This window comes from Agrobacterium larrymoorei, assembly GCF_037722385.1.
In the GTDB taxonomy this organism is placed as follows: Bacteria; Pseudomonadota; Alphaproteobacteria; order Rhizobiales; family Rhizobiaceae; genus Agrobacterium; species Agrobacterium larrymoorei_C.
Window position 1 is genome coordinate 1 of the sequence record NZ_JBBKAQ010000002.1, and the last position, 18,033, is coordinate 18,033.

An 18,033-nucleotide genomic window follows, 5' to 3' on the forward strand; every position below is an offset into this window, starting at 1 on the left:
AGGCTCAGTAAGCCGTATCACTGGTGCAGGCGGCTAATGCTATCCCGCGACTCTGTCGAAAGAGGGCAAGATATTAGGATAAATGGTTGGATGTAGAACTTATAGGTTCGGATTGCCGTCAAATAATTAGGCTCGCGATTTGACCACTCAGCATCAAATCTTGATCCGTCCAACTTGTTAGATGCCGAAGTAGTGAAGCCCTCTTTACCGTAAGAAGCTGAGCCTCAGCTTGAGATGAAGCCGCATTTTGCGTCATCCGGCAGGCGATCGCGGTTTTTCGAGGGTCACGAGGCCGAAGATGCCGGCGAGGGCCATGGCGACGCCCAGCCAAGCGGTGCCTGAATAACCGAAGACATGCGCTCCAACGGCGAAGACGATTGCCGTCAGTCCGTTACCGAGGAAGGAATTGATCGGGTTGAACGATGTGCCGAGACCGGGTCGGCCCGGGAATAGATCCTGAAAATAGGTGAGTGGCATAGAGAGGAGGGCAGCGGCACCTGCTGCGCCAGGGATCGTCAGAGCGTAGATCTGCCATGGAGCGGTAGCGAAAGTCAGCGCGGCCATGAAGGTGGCATAAAGCAACCCACCGATTGCCAGGATGACCAGAATGTCGAGGCGCTTTAGCAGGCTGGCCCAGAGAAGCATGAAGGGTATCTCAAATAAAGCGATCAGGCCGGCCACGATGCCAACATCCCCCGTCTTGCCGCCGAGGTCGGAGATCAGGATCAATGGCCAGACAGTACTGGCAAGCCTGATCGTTCCTGTGAGCAACGCCATGAAAATAGCACGCCACAGCATATTCGGCGTAGCAAGCTCTCGCAATGCAGAGAAGAAACCCGCACGCGACGTTCCGATCGTTCCACCACTCGTGGGTCTTGCTTGCAGAAATGCAGAACAGACAGATATGAGAAGGGCGCAAATTGCTGCGACGCCCCAGGCGCCCATCATGCTCGTGGAGGCTGCGAACGCAAATCCCACGGCTGCAGGCATGACAACCCAAGCTGCTGATACGAAAGCCCTGACGGTGGCATTGATCGCAGCGCTGTCCCGGCTTGGCAGCCCATCCGTTTCAGCGCGCACGCATACAAAAAGCAATGAACTTACCGACTGGAAGAACGGGATAACGATCGCAGTGGCCGCGATGAACACCGGGATCGACGGAAAAAGAAAAATCGAGCCGTAACCAATGACGCCCATCATTGCCATCACCATGATGATTCTGCGCCTATTACCTATCAGATCGGAGAGAATTCCAAGCGAAACGCTGATGGTCACAGCGCCAAGTGATGTTACGAACACCAGCACCGAATAAGCCTGGTCGCTCATGCCCAATTCTCGAATGGCGGTAATTGAAAAATACGGCAATGTTGAGCCGTAGGCGGAGCCCTGGAGGAAGACCATCAGGGTCAGCAGCAACAGTTGGGGATGGGCGCGGATGTGGCGCAGGGAATGGAGCACGGGACAGTTCTCTGAGGCCGCGGGTTCGTTAGGCGATGGACTCCACGGCAGGAAGGAAATGCGTCATTTTACCGGCATTCGTCGAATGATAACAAGCCAATTGAATTGATGTCGGACATTCCAAGGTTTGTTGTTGTGTGTCTGTCTTGCAGACCGCATGCCATCAGCCGCGGGTTTCGCGACGGCGCTTCCTGATAATCAAGTCGGAGCCTTGGCGGGTATTCCTACGCCATATCAGATTGCTCGGTGAATCTTGGAGCTTTTTGCGAAAACCGCTGCTTTCGGCCCATCAAACGTGAGTATATTTCTTGATCGTTTTGATGCGGCGATCTCTGCCTGCTGCGGTGGTTGCATTTTATGACGTGGGACTAGCATGCTCCATGCATCATCGTTCCGCTTTGTCATCATCAGGCTGTTTGTTCCCTCGTATGCAAAAGATATATTTAGGAACACCCTCACTGCGATGTTGTTGGACCATTGCAACGACAATCACGCTCGGAGGAAAGCAGATGAAAAAGATTCTCATTGGAACGGTCTTCGCTTTAAGTTTTGCATCTTTTGCCATGGCACAAGGGGCCGGTAGTGGATCGGGTGGCAGTGGCGGTTCAGGCACAGGCGCAGGCGGCGCTGGCACGGGCACCAGTTCGGATGGAACCGGTACTGGGAGCGGTGCTGGCACAGGCGCAGGTGCGGGCTCTGGCGGTACGTCCGGTAGCGGCACCTCGGGCTCTGGAACCTCGGGTTCAGGAACGACAACAGCGCCGGGCACCGCGACGCCTGGTTCCAGCGGCACGAACGGCACCAAGTCTCAGACGCCGAATAACGACACCAACAACACCAACTGCGCGCCTGGGACGACCGGCAGCCAGGGTTCGATGAGCGGCAACACAAGCAGCACGAACTGCCCGGCTAACTAACATCCCAAGTCAGACACCGATCATCGGGAGCGCGGGCACTGCCAGCGCTCCCGATTTCTATGTGCTTAGCCTGATCGTTTGATCAAGCTTATTGGTTCTGTCGACACGATGAGGGGTAAATTTTGGGAAGCAAAGATGATTTTTAAGGTAGGCTCACCACTGACGCACTCCGGTTCACTAGACCAAGCTGCGATTTAGCCGTGCTTATCTCCGCCGACTGGCTAGGCGCCGTGCGTCTTTTTTGACGCCTAAGGACGATCTCTCTATTTAGCTCTACGCCTCGTGCTTTCCGACAAACGGATCCGATTTTCGAGCCAATTCTGTAGAAGCATCAGTCATAGGCGTTCTACTGTCTCACTTGCAGCAAAGATTCTATGCCCGATCGCTTTCGCTTAACCTCGTTCGGCGCGTCTCATCGGCATTCGGTCTATGATTTCGAACATGTCGACATCAGGGACGATAGTCTCGCTCCGCAACTTGATGCCTCCGTCTTTTCCGACGAGTACAACACGAAAGCTTCCCTCTTTGACATCCGCCTCATCCCGCAACGCGGCCGCGTCCGGTTTGGAGAGCGTACCAAAAGCCGCGGCAACCTCGTCGCCAACGACGCTGATCACGACAAGGTCTCGGTCCTCAAGCTCTGGCTGTCGATCAGTCAGGATCTTTATTTGACGTGCTACCCGTTGATCACCGGCATCTGCGAAAACGATGATAACACGCTTCTTCCAAGTGAGGTCTGAGAGGCCATTCATGGCATGTACCTGCGATGAGACAAGAGCGAAAATCAGGGCGACGAGCAACTGTTTCATTGCCGGGTCTCCATTGTTGTCTACAGAAACGTGGCCAATGGCAGATGGTTCACCACGCCTGAAAATGCCTTAGCATCCTTTGGGAGTCAGTCGGTCGGGCTGGAGAGCCTCACGCTGCGCGAACCGCGCGGATCCACTGGAAAGGTGCAATGAGCGAGGCTCTACCGCTTCATGCCGAAGCTGCAGGTGAAGGAGACCTCGATCGGCCGGCGTCGTCGCCAGCTGCTGAGGGCGGCATGACAAATGTGAAGCGCGTCTCTCCATTACTGGATGTCGCGAGGAGTGTGCCTCCGTGGGCCTTGGCGATTTGAGATGCGATATGCAATCCCAGACCTAACCCCTTGTCATTCTTTGTATCGCCACGAACGAAAGGTTCGAACAATCGCTCCATCCTCTCTTTGGGAATTTCTTTGCCTTTGTTCGTTACGGACAAGGTGAATGTTCCATCCTCCGACAGTGTTGCATCGACGGAGATCGGGTGACTTGCATCGCCATGGCTGATGGCGTTGCCAAGGAGGTTTGAAACGAGCTGACCAAGCCGCGCGTGGTCGGCATTCACCGGCCGCGGTATCAGCAACTTGGAGAGAATTTCACGACCCGGCGCACTGGCGCGCAGTTCTTCGATCACTTGCTCGATCACCGGGCTGAGCGGCGCATTCGGCTCTCTCGTCAGCTGGATGCCGCCGCCCAGGCGGCCGCGCGCAAAATCCAGCACATTATCGATCAATCCCGACATGCGCGACACGCTGCCCGCCATCAATTGGAGAACTTGTTTTCCGCGCTCGCTGGTCACTTCCGGGGCAAGAACGCGCCCCGCAGCAGAGATGGACGCAAGCGGATTGCGAAGATCGTGGCCGAGGACGGCGACGAATTGCTCGCGCAACTCACCGGTCTCCTTTTCAGCGAGAAGAATGCGTTGCGCTTCGCGCTTCTTGCCGACGGCTCTACGGATGTTGGTACGCAGCGATGCATTCATGTCGGCCAGCTCTTCTTTTGCGTTTTCCGCCGCCTGCCTGGCTTGCAGAAGGTCTCGCTCCAACTGGCGCCGCTTCACAGAGCGAAAGACAGTGACGAGCGTGACGCCCGTATCATCCCCGCCAAGCCGGCCTCTCGCGCTGACCGTGACTGGAAGCCGCTTGCCACCTTTGGTTTTCAGATCGAATGCAATTTCCTCGCAAAATCCTTGCAGTCGAAGCGTCGGCTCGAAATTTGTCTCGTAAAAGACGTTGCCCGCGACGGTCAGCAAGATCGTCATGCGCTTACCGATCAGCTCTTCCTTTTTCTCACCGACCCATTCCGCGAGCGTCTGATTGACTTTCGCCATCACACCTCGGGAGTTCAACACGACGTAACCGCACGGCGCTCTATCAAACAGAGCCTCGGGGGAATCCATGGCGATGGGAGCGGTGAGCGACGCGTCGATTACACAAAATCCTTTATCGCCGATATCACGGCTTGAGGTGCGCTGAGGTTTGGACAGTGCCCGGTAGCGTCAAGCATTAAGAATTGCGCATTCGGGATCGCATGTGCAACGTAGCGGCCGACATTTTCGGAAGCAATGATATCGTCACGACACTGCAAGACAAGCACCCGCGCAGTCACATTCGGCAGATCCGCCCTGTTGTCGGAGGTAAACGTCACCTGTGCGAGAGTTCGGGCAATTTCGGGATCCATTCGACAGAAGCTGTCGGCGAGTTCGCCGGCAAGCTCTGGGCGGTCGCTATTGCCCATGATCACGGGTGCCATCGCATTTGACCAAGCCAGATGATTTTCGGCGAGTGACGCAAGAAGTTCATCGATGTCTTCCTGCTCGAAGCCACCAATATACTCTCCATCGTTGATGTAGCGCGGTGAAGGGCCTACCATCACGACATCAGAGAACATCTCCGGGGCTTTGATGGACGCCAGTGCTCCCATCATGGCACTCACGGAGTGGCCAACGATGATGGCGTCCCTAAACCCGAGTTCGCGACCAATGTCGACAATATCGTCCGCATAGGCATCGAGGCTTGAGTACCTCTTGCGATCATAGGATGACACATCGGAATTACCAGCGCCCACATGGTCGAATGTGACCACGTTGAAGCGATCCTCGAATGCAGGCGCGACCAGTCGCCACATATGCTGGTCGCATCCGTAGCCATGCGCAAAAATCATCGGGCGCTTGCCAATGCCCGACTGTTTCACGTTGTTTTTCAAAATAGCTGACAAACGGGGCCCTCGATTGCTGACCGCGATCAGTCCGCAAAAGGCGACGATCCGTTGGGTGCAAAGCACCATACGATGCTGGGAGATACTTGTCGCTTAAATTTTCGCGCATGGTCTTAGCGGAATGTTTGCGGGAATGCGATTTCACCGCGTGTTTTTGATGAGCAGGAGCGGAGGAGCTCAAGGAGCGATCGTAAATACAGCGCATCGGTGAAGACCGTTTTAACCGATGCGATGATCGCCGACGGGGTTACGGGTACGCGCACACGCTATAGCAGCTTTTTACTATCGCGATGGGTGGTAACGCCTAATGCAAGAATAAAGGTGCTCGAGATCCGAACAAGTAGGCTGAGGACGGAGCAGAAATTTTCAAAAAATTTAACAATGGGCGATACGGAGAAATCTGCGAACAACCTCTGGTGTTAAATGGCTACTGAGCTGGATCTCCCGACAATCCTTTTCCTTCAAAAGACGTCATACATAGCGGGTGCATTGACCCTTTGTTATCTCCGATTGACGTCCTCGGAAAGCAGAGGAGTGGGGCTTCTGGCTTTGAGCTTCGTCATGCTTGCTGCCGGATCGACACTGGCAGGATATGCTGAGCTTCATCCCGCCTTTTACGGGATGCTCAGCCTTGTCAATATCGCCATGGGCGTCCTTGGCTATTCTCTTCTGGGCCTGGCGTTTGTACTGATCAGTAACCCTGGGCGACACTTCGATACTTGGCTTGTACTGCTGCCAGCACTTGGAACTGTGCTTGTTGGGCTGGTGACGAACTTCCATCTGGATAACACTTATAGAGCCACCACCTTTACATTGCTCGGGTGCTTTACCACGGCGGCCGCCGCTTGGGTCGTATACCGTGATGCCGATGGCGAACATCTGCCTGTTCGCAAGCTGGTCGCTGGAACGCTTGCTGCTGTCAGCCTGCTTTGTCTGATCCTAGCGGTGGAATTCTGGTTGCACGCCTTTCCAGTCCTCAGTGTGGTCAGCGGTTTCTTCTTGATGATTGTGTCGAAGTTCGTGCTTGCGATCGCAATCGTCATTTTCATCAATGAGCGCCAGCACCTCAGGATCAAGCAACTTGCGGATCATGACCCACTGACTGGAGTGTTCAATCGTCGCGCCTTCGATGCCCGTAGCCCAAGCGAGTTGGCCAAAGGCGATGCGGTCCTGTTTCTCGATATTGATCACTTCAAGCAGTTGAATGATCACTTTGGCCACGCGGCAGGAGATCGCGTACTTTCGACGATGGCGCAGGCGGTGCAGTCTGTCTTGCCAGAAGGGGCTTTGTTTGGCCGGCAGGGAGGGGAGGAGTTCATCGTGTTCTTGCCTCAAAGTGCAGGCGACGCGATACTTCATGCAGAGCGAATTCGAAAGACTGTGGCGGACTTGCGTTTCCCGGATACGCATGCCGAAATTGCAGTGACACTTAGCATCGGCGTTGCCACTGCAAGTCGCCACGCAAGCAATATTTGGGATCTCTCTCAAGAAGCGGACAAGGCGCTTTACGTCGCGAAAGCGAATGGACGAAACCGCGTATGTGGTGCCAATCCCAACGACGGGCCACAGGCAATGTGCGGTTGAGTAAAACCAGGCGCTCCGTGGGTCGATGGGCGGTTCTACTTTTAACGTGACCTTGCGACGCTCAAGGTATCCGATTGTCTCGGCATTATAGTCGTGATGTGCTTGAGGCTCCCTATCTCTGTGAGTTCCTCGCAAAAGAAGACTTTGACGTCATCACATTCAGATTAGGAACCGCGTGTCACTCTAGAGAACGATCCCATGGAGCTCTACTCGACTTTCAGGCTTCTCACAAAATCCGCGCTTTCGTGAGCATGAATGCGGGTGAACCGGATCAGTTCGTCGAAATGGCGCTGCATTTTTCGAATGGACTCAGCATTGTTGAGGACCAGGTACATGCCGCCAACGAAGATCGCCGCGCGTTGCGATCCGAAGATCGTATAGGGTACTGAGAAGCGTTCTTTCTCGTTGAACAGGAAGAGACGGAACGAGGGGTATAGCTCCTTGATGAGTTCGGACATGTATTGCAGCTGTGTGGCTCTGATCTCCTTCTTCAAGCCGCTCCACATACCGCGCCCCTGCGCAAACGCTTCCAGCGTTTCGCATGGCATGCAGACTTCCATATCCGTGCCCGGTTGGCGGTTGTAGTCGAGGCGGAAAGCCGACTCGCTGGCTTGAGCTTTCACACTTTGATGCGCGCTTTCGGCTTCGAAAGCGATGATCTGTGGGGTGCGCAGCAGGTCCGGAATACGAGCGGGGACGTAGCGGATCTTAGAACCCGCTGCCTCGGCATGCCATTTCATCAGCAACGTGTCGGTGTAGTCTTCGCCACCTTCTTCGATTTCGAAGCTTGGACGCAGCTCTCCAGTGAGCCCTGGATCGTGCGATATCCCCAGGAGCCAATCGAGTGAAACGGCATGGCGCTCGGCGATATTGAGAAGGGTTTCCACGCGCGGAAGACGCGCCGAATCACCCGACAGAAGCTGTGATAGCGCCGAGCGGTCGATGCCGATCCCAGCTGCAAAAGCCGAATGGCTGTCACCGGACCGCGTGACCAGTTCCAGCAAGCGGAGACGAAAGAGCTCCGCCAAGGCGCGCTTGTCCATAATACACCCGAATGTTTACTATTATCAACATTGTATCGTTTCTGTTATCAAAATCAACAATCGGTCACCAAACTCTCATTGTGCATGGCGCGGCTCGGTGAAACTCTGATGCGGGGCAAAGCATCAGGGGACATGATGAGCGACACGTCATTCGATACGCTACACCGAGGAATCCATCAACGTCGAACAAGGGCGCCTAGAATAGAGTGGCCGACAGTCGCTCTACTTCTTGCATGCTACGGCCTGTGGGGGATGGCCGGCTACAGTCTTTATCCGGCCTATCCGATCGTCGCGCTCGCGCTGATGGGCGTCGCGGTCGCGCTTCACTCGTCGCTTCAACATGAGGTTCTGCACGGGCATCCGACGAGGAGTGCCAAGGTGAACGAGGCGCTGGTCTTCGCGCCGCTCGGAGTGTTTTACCCCTACCGCAGTTACAAACGGACGCATCTTCAGCACCATGCGGATGAGCGTCTTACTGATCCTTTCGATGATCCCGAGAGCTACTATCGCGCCATGAGCGATTGGGAGACGATGCCAGCGTTTCTCAAGCGTCTGCTTGCATGGAACAACACATTTATCGGGCGCGTCGTGATTGGTCCGCCGTTGATGGTGGTTGGGTTCACCGCCTGCGAATGGCGCAAGATTTTCAAGGGAGACGGCAAAGTCACCATGGCGTGGATCCTCCACCTCGCCGGGCTCGTTCCAACCTTGCTTATCGTCTCGGCGCTGTTCGGTATTCCGGTTTGGCTCTATGTTGGCGTTTCCGCCTATCTCGGCGTTTCCATCATCGCCATCCGCTCCTATTGCGAGCATCAATGGGCGGAGCAGCCGGACGGGCGCACGATCATCGTCGAAAATTCGCTTCTGGCGCCGCTGTTTCTCTATAACAACCTGCACTTCGTGCACCACAAACTACCAAGCGTAGCGTGGTACAGGTTGCCATCGCTCTATCGCGCCGGACGCGCAGAATGGCAAAGGATGAACGAGGGATATGTCTTCGCCAACTATTTCGAGGTTTTCCGTGCATTCGCTTTCAAGGCGAAGGAGCCGGTGGTGCATCCTGCCTGGCGGCGGGCGGAACCGGTCGTGGCGAACGATATCGTTGCAAAGGATCAGGGCGAGGTCGCGAGCTATCAAGCCGCGGGCGGTACCGCAATTCCGGATCTTCCTGCATGAGGTGGATTGCCGCTCTGCCGATGTATGACTGGCCGGAAGTACGATCCGATGTGGATCGCAGTTGGCAAACGATGCGCGCCCGCTTCATCGCAAATGGCATCGATGCGCCTGAGCGCCTCGTTCGACGCAACGCGGACATGCCACCGGTTCCGGGCGGCATTCGTGGCGAGGATGGTTCGATCATCGCGCCAGACCCGGCAACGCTCGATCCGGATGCGCTCGATCTCGATATCTTGTGGCGCCATCCGGCTCTTCTCGTCTCTGGCACCTGTTGGGGGCCGATGGAGCTTGGCTTGCAGGATCATGTCCAGGTCATCGGGCAAAGCCCGTATGATGATGTCGCGGGAGGCTCGGGAATATTCTATTCGAGCGCCATTGTTGGTCGGAGAGGGGAGGGCGCCAGCGTGATGGCGCCTGAGACCGGCGAACCGATCTTGCCGATCTCGTTACTTCGAGAAAGAAAACTTGCCTTCAACGAGCACCGCTCGATGTCCGGTCATCTGGCATTAAAGCGCGATCTGGAGGCCATGGGCGAAAGCTTCAAGCTGTTTTCCGAAATGGTGGAAACCGGAGCGCATCGGGCGTCGGTGACGGCTGTCGCACGGGGAGAGGCGGACTTCGCGGCAATCGACTGCCGGTCCTGGATGCTGGCTGAGCGCCATGAGCCTGCGGCCAGGGATCTGCATGTCGTCGGCTGGACAGGGCGGCGCAAGGGCCTGCCCTTTATCCGCGCCAGAAACATCCATCTCGACTTCCTGATGTAGAAGCGGCGCGCATCTCAGACAGTTTGATGGGGAGGCAGGGTCTTCGACAGGAGCGCCCTGGTCTTCTCCATGTCGGATGAGATCGGCCGATCGTCTGAATAATGGCTGACGTGCGATCGGAGCAGGCTGTAGAGCGCGTCCGTCCCCGGTGCTCTGCGCGCCACCGTTTCCAGAAAATCATGGGCCTGCGTTGCGGCCAACCACTCGATCGCGAGGATGTATTCGGCATTGTCGATGACGGTGAGTAGCTTGTTGGCCGCAGCGGTCGGATGCGAAAGGAAATCCTCCTGCAATGCCGAGGTGAGACCGCCATCGGTGGAGGCGGGCGCTGCAAGCCTGCGGTTCTCGTTTGCAAGCGCCGCTGCCGTATATTGGGCGATCATGAAGCCGGAATGGCTGCCTGGGTCGGAAGCGAGAAAGGGCGGCAGTCCGCTCACCAGCGGGTTGACCAGGCGGTCGATCCGCCGCTCGCTCATTGCCGCAATTTGCGAAATAGCAATGGCAAGAGCGTCGGCGGCCTGACCGAGGGCTGGCGCCACCGCATGGGCTTCCGACCAGACAAGCGGCTCCTCCGGCGTGCCGGCAACCGCGGGGTTATCGGTCACCGATGCAAGTTCACGATCAACGACGGCGGCGCATGTCTCGAATAGATCGCGCGCGGCACCATGGGCGTGCGGAATGGAACGCAGGCTAAGCGCATCCTGTGTGCGCCGGCCCTCGGCAGCTTCGATTAGTCCGCTGCCGGCAAGACGTGCCCGCAGCGCCTCGCCCACCTTTGCAATACCATCGGAGACGCGCAGCGACAGCACGGCCTCCCTGAAAGCCGGCATCTGGCAGCCAGCCGCCTCAAGCGTCATGGCGGCAATGGCATCGGCCCAGTCGAGCAATTGCGCGGCCCGGTCCAGCGCGATGCTGGAAAGACCCGTGGCGCAAGCGGTGCCGTTGACGAGGCTCAATCCCTCCTTGGCGCCGAGAACCAGCGGCTCAAGCCCGAGCTCTGCCAAGGCCTCACGCCCGCTCAAGGTACGTCCACCGATATGGGCGGAGCCTTCTCCAATGAGCACCAGCGCCGTATGCGCATTATGCGTCAGGTAGCCGGCCGATCCGCGGGAAGGGACATCCGGAATGCAGTCGCGTTCGAGAAAGGTGGTGAGATAACTGACGATCTCGCGGCTTACGCCGGAATACCCATGGGCGAAGTTTGCGATCTGTGCAGCGATGATGGCGCGCACCTGACGACCGGGAAGAAGCGGGCCGACGCCGCAGGCATGGCTCAGGATAATGCTGCGCGAGAGCTTGCCATGTGCTGTGCGATCAACCACGGTGTCCGAAAGAGCGCCGACGCCGGTATTGATGCCATAGGCACGAATGCCCCGCTCGACGATGCTTTCCACGATCCGTTGAGCGTTTTCGATCCGCTGAATTGCGGCGTTGGAAAGCGCAAGTGTTTCTCCCTGTCCGACCTTTGCCACGTCCTGCCAAGTCAGCCTGCTATCGAGCAACACGGTCATTCGGTTTTCCTGATAATGTTCAATGGAAAGAGAGGGTTCGTCTGGAACGCGCTGTTTCAGCTTTCCCAGACCCTGGCTCAGGTGCTGTAGAGGCGATAGCGGCTGCCAGGATAAAGCAGACGGACCGATGAAATCACACCGGCCTCCGACCACGTGCGGCGCCGCACCAAAAGGCAGGGCTCCGTCTTGGAAATGGCAAGCAGTTTGCATTCCCAAGGCTGCGCTGTCACGGCCTCGATATGCTGCTCTGCTCTGACGATCGGCGCCACGGATGTGAGGTATCCATTCGGCGTGGTTCTCGCGAAGTCCTGATCGATGTAGTGCGGTACGATGGCGTGGTTGACGAAACGATCCTCGATCTGCATCGGCACGGAATCTTCCGCATGCACCATGATTGAATGGGATACGGGGCTGCCGATCTCGACCGCGAGCGCCTCGGCCAGCTCGGCGTCACAGCTTTCCATTCGCAACACGATGACATTGGCCGTGTGGACACCGCCATTGCGGGTAATCTCGTCGGCAATATTGGGAACGCTTTGAAACTGCGACGTCCGCTTCTTGCTGGCGACGAAAGACCCTTTCCCCTGTACGCGGACGACGAAGCCTTCATCGGCCAGTTCGCGCAACGCCCGGTTGGCCGTCATGCGGCTGACGCCAAGTAACTCGACCAGCTCGTTTTCGGACGGCACGCGATGGCCGACGACCCACTCGCCGGTTTCGACGCGGCTTCGAACATAATCCTTGAGCGTGACGTAAAGCGGCTTGTCGGATGCCTGCTCGTGCTGCGCTTTTTCGATCTGTTTTTCTACCGTTTGCATGGGGCTCCAAAAGGCGAACGACGAAGGTTCGGCATCTGACGCGGCATGGGCGCGTGTGCGGGTATGGTGCGTGCCATACCCGCAAACAGCCGTCAGTTCAACTTGTGCGTCGTCAGCCACTCTTCGGCAACTACGTCGAAGCTGTCATGGTTGGCAAGGCGACCGTTCATGACGATCAGGTCCTTGGTCGTCAGAGCGGCCGAAACCGCATCCAGTGTCTTGGTCACCGTGTCGTTGACCTTGGCCTTGGCCATGACCGGCACGATGTTCTGGGCCGGGAACAGGTTCTTGATGTCTTCGAGAATGATCAGGTCGTTGGCAGCAATCGCCGGGTCCGTCGAGAACAGGTTCGCGGCCTGAACCTGGTCGTTCAGCAGTGCCGACAGCGTCAAAGGACCACCGACGTCGAGAGACTTAAATGATTTGAATTCAAGACCATAGAGTTCCTTCAGACCAATGATGCCTTCCTTGCGGGTCTTCCACTCCGGCGGGCCACCAAGCACCAGTTCGGATGCGACGGGTTTGAGATCGGCGATCGTCTTCAGCTTGTATTTCTCGGCAGTGGCACGGGTTACCGCCACACCATCGGAATCCTGAGCCGCGGATGGCGTCAGCATGACGACACCCTCTGGCAGCGCCTTTGTCAATGCTGCAGCGACGTCCGCCGGCGAATGGGCGGTAGCGTTCTTGTCGAGATAGCTCAAGGTCGCGCCGGCATACTCCGGCAGCAGATCGATCGAGCCGTCGAGGAGTGCCGGCATATAGACTTCGCGGCTGCCGATGCTGAGCTTGGTTTCGGTCTTGATGCCCTTTGCGGCAAGAGCCTTGGCATAGATGGTGGCCAGAAGCTGGCTTTCGGGAAAATCGGCCGAGCCAACGATGATCGTGGACGTGTCCGAACGCTGAGCCGGAGCATTCCCCAGAGGATCGGTCTGGGCAAGCGTCGTGGTGGCGGAAAGCGCAATCAGCGCAAATGCGCCGGCGGCTTTTAAGATATTGAATGCCATGCAAGCTACTCCTTTTGTGTCAACGTCTTCAGAATGAAAATGCAGTTTTGGTTGATGCCCGCCCTATGCCCGGCGGGTTAGTCCTGGCGAGACCGTGAGCCTCGATATGATGCCGATCACCAGATCGACCATAAGGGCGAGCGCACCGACGAGAACGGCGCCAGCTGCCATCTGGTAGTAGTCGTTCTGCGCCCGGCCATCGATGATGAGGCGTCCAAGCCCGCCAAGCGAAACGTAAGCGGCGATGGTTGCCGTGGAGATGATCTGCAGCGTTGCGCTTCGCAGCCCGGAGAAGATCAGGGGCAGGGCGCAAGGAAGTTCGACATCAAAAAGAATATCGAGTGGGCGCTTGCCCATGCCGCGCGCCGCATCCACCGCTGCCGGGTCTACTGCCGCCACACCGGCATAGGTCGCGCTCATGATGGGCGGGACGGCGAGCAGCACCAGAACGATGATGCTCGGCACGATGAATGCCATGTCAGAGGCAAAGACGGGACCGAAGACAATGACGAGCAACACGATGAGACCTAGGCTCGGCAGGGCACGCAGCGCGTTGGCAAGGCCGGCGATGACAACCACGCCGCGACCGGTGTGGCCGACATAAAGACCGATCGGCAAGCCGATCAGGCAGGAGAAGAAAAGGGCAACGCCGCTATAAATCAGGTGCTGGATGACGAGGGCGAAAACGCCGTCGGTGCCTGTCCAGTGGGCCGGATCGGAAAACCATGCGATCATCGTTCTGCACCTCCGGGTTGCCACGGCGTCAGGCGTTTCGTGGCAAACAGCACGATCCCATCGAGCAGAGCCGCCAGCAGCACACAAAGAACGACACCTGCAATGATCGGCGTCAGGAAGCGCAGTTGAAGCCCTTGCGTGAACAGAAGGCCCAACTGCGGCGTGCCGACGAGTGCTGCGACGGACACGATGCTGACATTGGACACGACCGCGACGCGCAATCCAGCGGCAATAACCGGCACCGCGAGCGGAAGTTCGACGAAAAGAAGCCGCGGCAATGTGCGGTAGCCCATCGCATTGGCAGCCTGAATGACGTCTGGCTGCACGGAATCCAGGCCGTCATTGACGGTTCGGATGAGAAGCGCCAGTGCATAAATCGTCAGCGCGACGACCACATTGAGCGGATCGAGAATGCGGGTGCCGAGAACCAGCGGCAACAGGACGAAGAGGGCGAGAGACGGGATGGTATAAAGCAGACCAGCCGCACCCAGCATGGTGGAGCGGAAGAAGCCGGCCCGTTGTGCCAGCCAACCAAGCGGAAGAGCAAGCAGGAGGCCTATGACCACAGGGATCACGGAAAGCCAGAGGTGCCAGAGAAAGAGTTCGGCGATACGGCCGGACTCGCGGTACAGCCAATCGAACCTCATGCTTGCGCCCTCACACGACCGGTACGTGCGGCCTCGATCGCGCTCACAACATGAGACAGAGTGATGGTGCCTGCCAATGTGCCTGACGGAGCGACAATCACGCCGCGGCCTGAGGGTGAACTGAGGGCGGCGTCGAGAACGTTGCGCAGGCTGCTGCCTTCCACCGCAAGCGTGCCGCTGAGATTGAGATCACCCTCTCTCAAAGGCGCCTTGATGCTTTCCACATCGGCCCAGCCCAGCGGGCGGTTTTCTGCGTCGGCGACCAGCACCCATCTGTCGGTCGCAATCTGGCGAAGGGATTCCGGCGTGGCACCGAGTGCGGCTGTCGGTTCATGGCCAAGTTGCACGCCATCATCGTTGAAGTCGGCAAAACCCAGAATGCGATAACCCCTGTCGCGTCCGATGAAATCGGCGACGAATTCGTCTGCGGGTCGGGCCAGCAATTCCTGAGGTGTGGCGATCTGCGCCAGCGTGCCGCCGGTGCGCAACACCGCGACCTGATCTCCAAGCTTCAGAGCCTCGTCAATGTCATGGGTGACCATGATGATGGTCTTGCCGATCTCGCGCTGGAGGCGGAGGAACTCGTCCTGCAACTGGGCGCGGACCACCGGATCGACGGCGCTGAACGGCTCGTCCATCAGCATGAATTTCGGATCTGACGCCAGCGCGCGCGCAACGCCGACACGCTGTTGCTGACCCCCGGACAACTGCCAGGGATAGCGATCGGCAAAGGCGGAGGAAAGGCCGACGCGCTCCAGAAGATCATGAGCGGTGCGAAGCGCCTGCTCCTTGGGCGTTCCGTTCAGGCGAGCGGTCGTTGCGATATTCTGCACGACGGTGCGATGTGGAAAAAGGCCGGCATTTTGGATGACGTAACCGATCTTGCGGCGCAGAAGTGCAACATCCATCGCATCTGTCGGCTCACCATCGAGAAGGATTCTGCCCGAGGATGGCGTGATCAGCCGGTTGACCATGCGAAGCGACGTCGTCTTGCCGCAACCCGAGGGCCCGACGAAGATGGTGAGCTTGCCAGTCGGGGCTGTCAGCGACAGACTGTCGACAGCCGTGGTCGGTCCTCGATAGTGCTTGCTGACATGATCGAATGTTATCATAGGCGCGTTCCCTTTTCTGGTCCGGATGTCGCCAGCGATCCGGTCTCCTTGGTTGTCTATACAAGCACGAAGTTAGTCGGTGTGCAAGCGGGGATGCTTAAGGAAAATGCGTCTTTTTTTGTGCTTAAATCTTGTGCTGAGCTGGTGGTACTTCCACGCTGCTGACGACCGCACGTGGAAGGCGAGAATAAATAGCTGGCATGACAGTGGCCGTAACGCGAGATATCAAGGGCGCCATTGCTGCGGGCTTTTGCCGTCAAGCTCTCTGTCCAGATAGAAGGCGGCGCTGATCAGGGCCAGATGTGTAAAGGCCTGCGGGAAGTTTCCGAGCAATTCGCCACGGTGGTCGAACTCTTCGGCGTAAAGGCCGAGATGATTGGCATAGTTCAACAGGGCTTCGAAGGTCGCACGCGCCTTCTTCAAATTACCGGCTCTCGCGAGACATTCGGCATACCAGAACGAGCAGGCCGAGAACGATCCTTCCTGGCCGCTCAACCCATCTTCGCTCTTGTAGCGATGAACAAGGCCGTCATCGGCGAGCGTTTCACCGATTGCGTCCAGAGTTGCCAACCAGCGCGGATCGGTGGCGCTCACAAACCTCACAAGCGGCATCAGCAGCAGCGAGGCGTCGAGGGTGTCGCCACCCTTGGTCTGGACAAAATGTCTTTTTTCCTCGTTCCAGAAGTTTGCCCAGATGTCCTCATAGATATTGTTTCTAACGTCTATCCACCGGCTGAAGGGTGCTGCGAGCGATCGCTTGCTCGCCAGGCGAATAGCGCGGTCGACTGCAACCCAGCACATGAGGCGCGAATGCAGGAAATGCTGCGGCCCGCGCCGCATTTCCCAAATGCCGGCGTCAGGTTCTTCCCAGTGTTCGCAGACATAGTTGATGATGTCGCGCACACCGTTCCAGCCATCGTGGGAAATGGCATGACCGTATTTGTTGCTGAGATAGACGGCATCCATCAGCTCGCCGTAGATATCGAGTTGCACTTGTTTTGCCGCACCGTTGCCGATCCGCACGGGTCGGGCTCCGCCATATCCACTCAAATGATCGAGCGACACCTCATCCGCGACCGTGCCTCCGTCGACGGCGTACATGATATCGAGCTTTCCATTCGCACCGCATCGCATCGCGCGTTTACCGATCCAGGATGTGAAGTCTTGAGCTTCCTGTTGATAGCCAAGCCGCATTAACGCATAGACCGTAAAGGATGCGTCACGGATCCAGGTTGCCCGGTAGTCCCAGTTTCGAATTCCGCCAGGCGCCTCCGGCAGCCCGAAGGTTCCGGCAGCGATGATCGATCCGTGTTGACGTGATGTCAGCAGTTTCAGCGTCAGGGCAGAGCGAGTGACGATTTCACGCCATCGACCGCGATAGGACGATTTCGCAGCCCAGTCCTGCCAGTACTGGATTGTCGCTTCCTCGAACTGTGCAACGTCCGGCAAGTCGATTGGCTCTTCATCCGCGCCGGTCAGAATGAAATCGGTCGTCTCTCCGGCATTCAGCTCCGCCTTGCAGATCACATCACCATCGAGCGGCTGAAGCGTGAGAGTAGACGTGAGCCTGATCGCGTCGCAGTGCTTCGGCCGCCAAAGGGCAGTGTGACCCTCAATCTCGGCGGTTTCTTTCTGCCTTGCATAGTCGAACCGAGGCGCACAGCGTAGCGTGAGGGCCACCGTCCCGCGTGTCACTTTCAGTCGCCGCACCAATTTCGTCGACGTTGAGGCGCGGTCCTCCCTGACGGACATGAAGTCCGTGAGTTCTGCGCTGGCATTGTCGCCCATCCAGCGCGTGACCAGCACATTTGTGTCTGGCCGATAATGCTGCACGATCCGTACATCAGGAATATCTGGCCGGACTTCAAAGAGACCACCACGGTCCGGATCGAGCAGACCAGCAAAGATGGTCGGGCTATCGAAATTCGGCCAACACATGAAATCGATCGCACCGTCTCTAGCAATAAGCGCCAGTGTCGCTAGATCGCCGACGATGCCGTGATCAGAGATTGGCCGCGGGATAGGCGGGCTGGCGTTCTCATCATTCGAGAGACTATCGCTTTCAACGTCGGAGGGAGTGCAGATGTCCATTCGATAATCCATCAGGTGTGATCGCATGTGGGACCAAGAAGCGTCTCCTGTCACTTTGTCGAAATGGTCGAGCAGCGTTCTTCATCCATGACATCTTCTTCACAACGTCATCTTTCGCCTTGTGTTCCAAGTCCAATGATCTCGTGGCGA

The 18,033-nt window shown here is 57.4% G+C and carries 16 protein-coding genes; 4 read left to right on the top strand and 12 right to left on the bottom strand.

Annotated elements, in window-relative coordinates:
* Positions 1-252: 252 nt before the first annotated feature.
* On the bottom strand, positions 253-1,458 hold the full coding sequence (locus WKI41_RS04445) for an MFS transporter (RefSeq protein ID WP_340192323.1): 1,206 nt from the start codon (positions 1,456-1,458) through the stop codon (positions 253-255).
* A 509-nt stretch (positions 1,459-1,967) separates the two neighbouring features.
* On the opposite strand from WKI41_RS04445, the gene WKI41_RS04450 reads away from it, so the two are divergent.
* Positions 1,968-2,375 (top strand): hypothetical protein, encoded by a 408-nt coding sequence (locus WKI41_RS04450; protein ID WP_340192324.1) that lies wholly within the window; start codon positions 1,968-1,970, stop codon positions 2,373-2,375.
* A gap of 392 nt (positions 2,376-2,767) precedes the next feature.
* Here WKI41_RS04450 and WKI41_RS21720 read toward each other — a convergent pair whose 3' ends face one another.
* The 3 genes from WKI41_RS21720 to WKI41_RS04465 form a co-directional block, all read right to left on the bottom strand.
* Positions 2,768-3,184, bottom strand: a complete 417-nt coding sequence (locus WKI41_RS21720; RefSeq protein ID WP_425340989.1) for a DUF4174 domain-containing protein — start codon at positions 3,182-3,184, stop codon at positions 2,768-2,770.
* 169 nt (positions 3,185-3,353) lie between these two features.
* Positions 3,354-4,577 carry a PAS domain-containing sensor histidine kinase gene (locus WKI41_RS04460; RefSeq protein ID WP_340192326.1) on the bottom strand — a complete coding sequence of 408 codons (1,224 nt, stop codon included), beginning with the start codon at positions 4,575-4,577 and terminating at the stop codon, positions 3,354-3,356.
* 29 nt (positions 4,578-4,606) lie between these two features.
* Positions 4,607-5,395 (bottom strand): alpha/beta fold hydrolase, encoded by a 789-nt coding sequence (locus WKI41_RS04465; RefSeq protein WP_340192327.1) that lies wholly within the window; start codon positions 5,393-5,395, stop codon positions 4,607-4,609.
* Between the two features lie 561 nt (positions 5,396-5,956).
* Between WKI41_RS04465 and WKI41_RS04470 the strand changes: the two genes are divergently transcribed.
* The gene (locus tag WKI41_RS04470) at positions 5,957-6,979 is read left to right on the top strand and encodes a GGDEF domain-containing protein (protein ID WP_340192328.1); all 1,023 of its coding nucleotides are present in this window, start codon (positions 5,957-5,959) and stop codon (positions 6,977-6,979) included.
* Between the two features lie 206 nt (positions 6,980-7,185).
* Here the strand turns inward: WKI41_RS04470 and WKI41_RS04475 are convergent, their stop codons facing one another.
* Entirely contained in the window at positions 7,186-8,022 is an 837-nt protein-coding gene (locus WKI41_RS04475) for a helix-turn-helix domain-containing protein (RefSeq protein ID WP_340192329.1), read from the bottom strand.
* Positions 8,023-8,157: 135 nt separating this feature from the next.
* Here WKI41_RS04475 and WKI41_RS04480 point away from each other — a divergent pair, with 135 nt between their 5' ends.
* Together WKI41_RS04480 and WKI41_RS04485 are read left to right on the top strand one after the other, a co-directional pair.
* Positions 8,158-9,198 (top strand): fatty acid desaturase, encoded by a 1,041-nt coding sequence (locus tag WKI41_RS04480; RefSeq protein ID WP_425340990.1) that lies wholly within the window; start codon positions 8,158-8,160, stop codon positions 9,196-9,198.
* The gene (locus WKI41_RS04485; protein ID WP_340192331.1) at positions 9,195-9,962 is read left to right on the top strand and encodes a phosphate/phosphite/phosphonate ABC transporter substrate-binding protein; all 768 of its coding nucleotides are present in this window, start codon (positions 9,195-9,197) and stop codon (positions 9,960-9,962) included. Before WKI41_RS04480 ends, WKI41_RS04485 begins: the two co-directional genes overlap by 4 nt.
* A gap of 14 nt (positions 9,963-9,976) precedes the next feature.
* Here WKI41_RS04485 and WKI41_RS04490 read toward each other — a convergent pair whose 3' ends face one another.
* From WKI41_RS04490 to WKI41_RS04520, 7 genes are all read right to left on the bottom strand, one after another.
* Positions 9,977-11,473, bottom strand: a complete 1,497-nt coding sequence (locus WKI41_RS04490; protein ID WP_340192332.1) for an HAL/PAL/TAL family ammonia-lyase — start codon at positions 11,471-11,473, stop codon at positions 9,977-9,979.
* Between the two features lie 77 nt (positions 11,474-11,550).
* Positions 11,551-12,291: a histidine utilization repressor gene (gene hutC, locus WKI41_RS04495; RefSeq protein WP_340192333.1), complete on the bottom strand. Its 741-nt coding sequence runs from the start codon at positions 12,289-12,291 to the stop codon at positions 11,551-11,553.
* Positions 12,292-12,383: 92 nt separating this feature from the next.
* Entirely contained in the window at positions 12,384-13,298 is a 915-nt protein-coding gene (locus WKI41_RS04500) for an ABC transporter substrate-binding protein (RefSeq protein WP_113328057.1), read from the bottom strand.
* 63 nt (positions 13,299-13,361) lie between these two features.
* Positions 13,362-14,033, bottom strand: a complete 672-nt coding sequence (locus WKI41_RS04505) for an ABC transporter permease (RefSeq protein WP_340192334.1) — start codon at positions 14,031-14,033, stop codon at positions 13,362-13,364.
* On the bottom strand, positions 14,030-14,680 hold the full coding sequence (locus WKI41_RS04510; protein WP_340192335.1) for an ABC transporter permease: 651 nt from the start codon (positions 14,678-14,680) through the stop codon (positions 14,030-14,032). The genes WKI41_RS04505 and WKI41_RS04510 overlap by 4 nt, the downstream gene beginning before the upstream one ends.
* Positions 14,677-15,792, bottom strand: coding sequence for an ABC transporter ATP-binding protein (locus tag WKI41_RS04515; protein WP_340192336.1), 1,116 nt, complete (start codon positions 15,790-15,792; stop codon positions 14,677-14,679). The genes WKI41_RS04510 and WKI41_RS04515 overlap by 4 nt, the downstream gene beginning before the upstream one ends.
* 225 nt (positions 15,793-16,017) lie before the next feature.
* On the bottom strand, positions 16,018-17,883 hold the full coding sequence (locus WKI41_RS04520; RefSeq protein WP_340192337.1) for a glycoside hydrolase family 15 protein: 1,866 nt from the start codon (positions 17,881-17,883) through the stop codon (positions 16,018-16,020).
* Between the last annotated feature and the right edge of the window lie 150 nt (positions 17,884-18,033).

Excerpts from the sequence above, each read along its gene's own strand:
- WKI41_RS04450 (WP_340192324.1), top strand. The coding sequence starts at position 1,968 with ATGAAAAAGATTCTCATTGGAACGGTCTTCGCTTTAAGTTTTGCATCT.
- WKI41_RS21720 (WP_425340989.1), bottom strand. The coding sequence starts at position 3,184 with ATGAAACAGTTGCTCGTCGCCCTGATTTTCGCTCTTGTCTCATCGCAG.
- WKI41_RS04460 (WP_340192326.1), bottom strand. The coding sequence starts at position 4,577 with ATGGATTCCCCCGAGGCTCTGTTTGATAGAGCGCCGTGCGGTTACGTC.
- WKI41_RS04470 (WP_340192328.1), top strand. The coding sequence starts at position 5,957 with ATGCTTGCTGCCGGATCGACACTGGCAGGATATGCTGAGCTTCATCCC.
- WKI41_RS04475 (WP_340192329.1), bottom strand. The coding sequence starts at position 8,022 with ATGGACAAGCGCGCCTTGGCGGAGCTCTTTCGTCTCCGCTTGCTGGAA.
- WKI41_RS04480 (WP_425340990.1), top strand. The coding sequence starts at position 8,158 with ATGAGCGACACGTCATTCGATACGCTACACCGAGGAATCCATCAACGT.
- WKI41_RS04485 (WP_340192331.1), top strand. The coding sequence starts at position 9,195 with ATGAGGTGGATTGCCGCTCTGCCGATGTATGACTGGCCGGAAGTACGA.
- WKI41_RS04490 (WP_340192332.1), bottom strand. The coding sequence starts at position 11,473 with ATGACCGTGTTGCTCGATAGCAGGCTGACTTGGCAGGACGTGGCAAAG.
- hutC (WP_340192333.1), bottom strand. The coding sequence starts at position 12,291 with ATGCAAACGGTAGAAAAACAGATCGAAAAAGCGCAGCACGAGCAGGCA.
- WKI41_RS04500 (WP_113328057.1), bottom strand. The coding sequence starts at position 13,298 with ATGGCATTCAATATCTTAAAAGCCGCCGGCGCATTTGCGCTGATTGCG.
- WKI41_RS04505 (WP_340192334.1), bottom strand. The coding sequence starts at position 14,033 with ATGATCGCATGGTTTTCCGATCCGGCCCACTGGACAGGCACCGACGGC.
- WKI41_RS04510 (WP_340192335.1), bottom strand. The coding sequence starts at position 14,680 with ATGAGGTTCGATTGGCTGTACCGCGAGTCCGGCCGTATCGCCGAACTC.
- WKI41_RS04515 (WP_340192336.1), bottom strand. The coding sequence starts at position 15,792 with ATGATAACATTCGATCATGTCAGCAAGCACTATCGAGGACCGACCACG.
- WKI41_RS04520 (WP_340192337.1), bottom strand. The coding sequence starts at position 17,883 with ATGGACATCTGCACTCCCTCCGACGTTGAAAGCGATAGTCTCTCGAAT.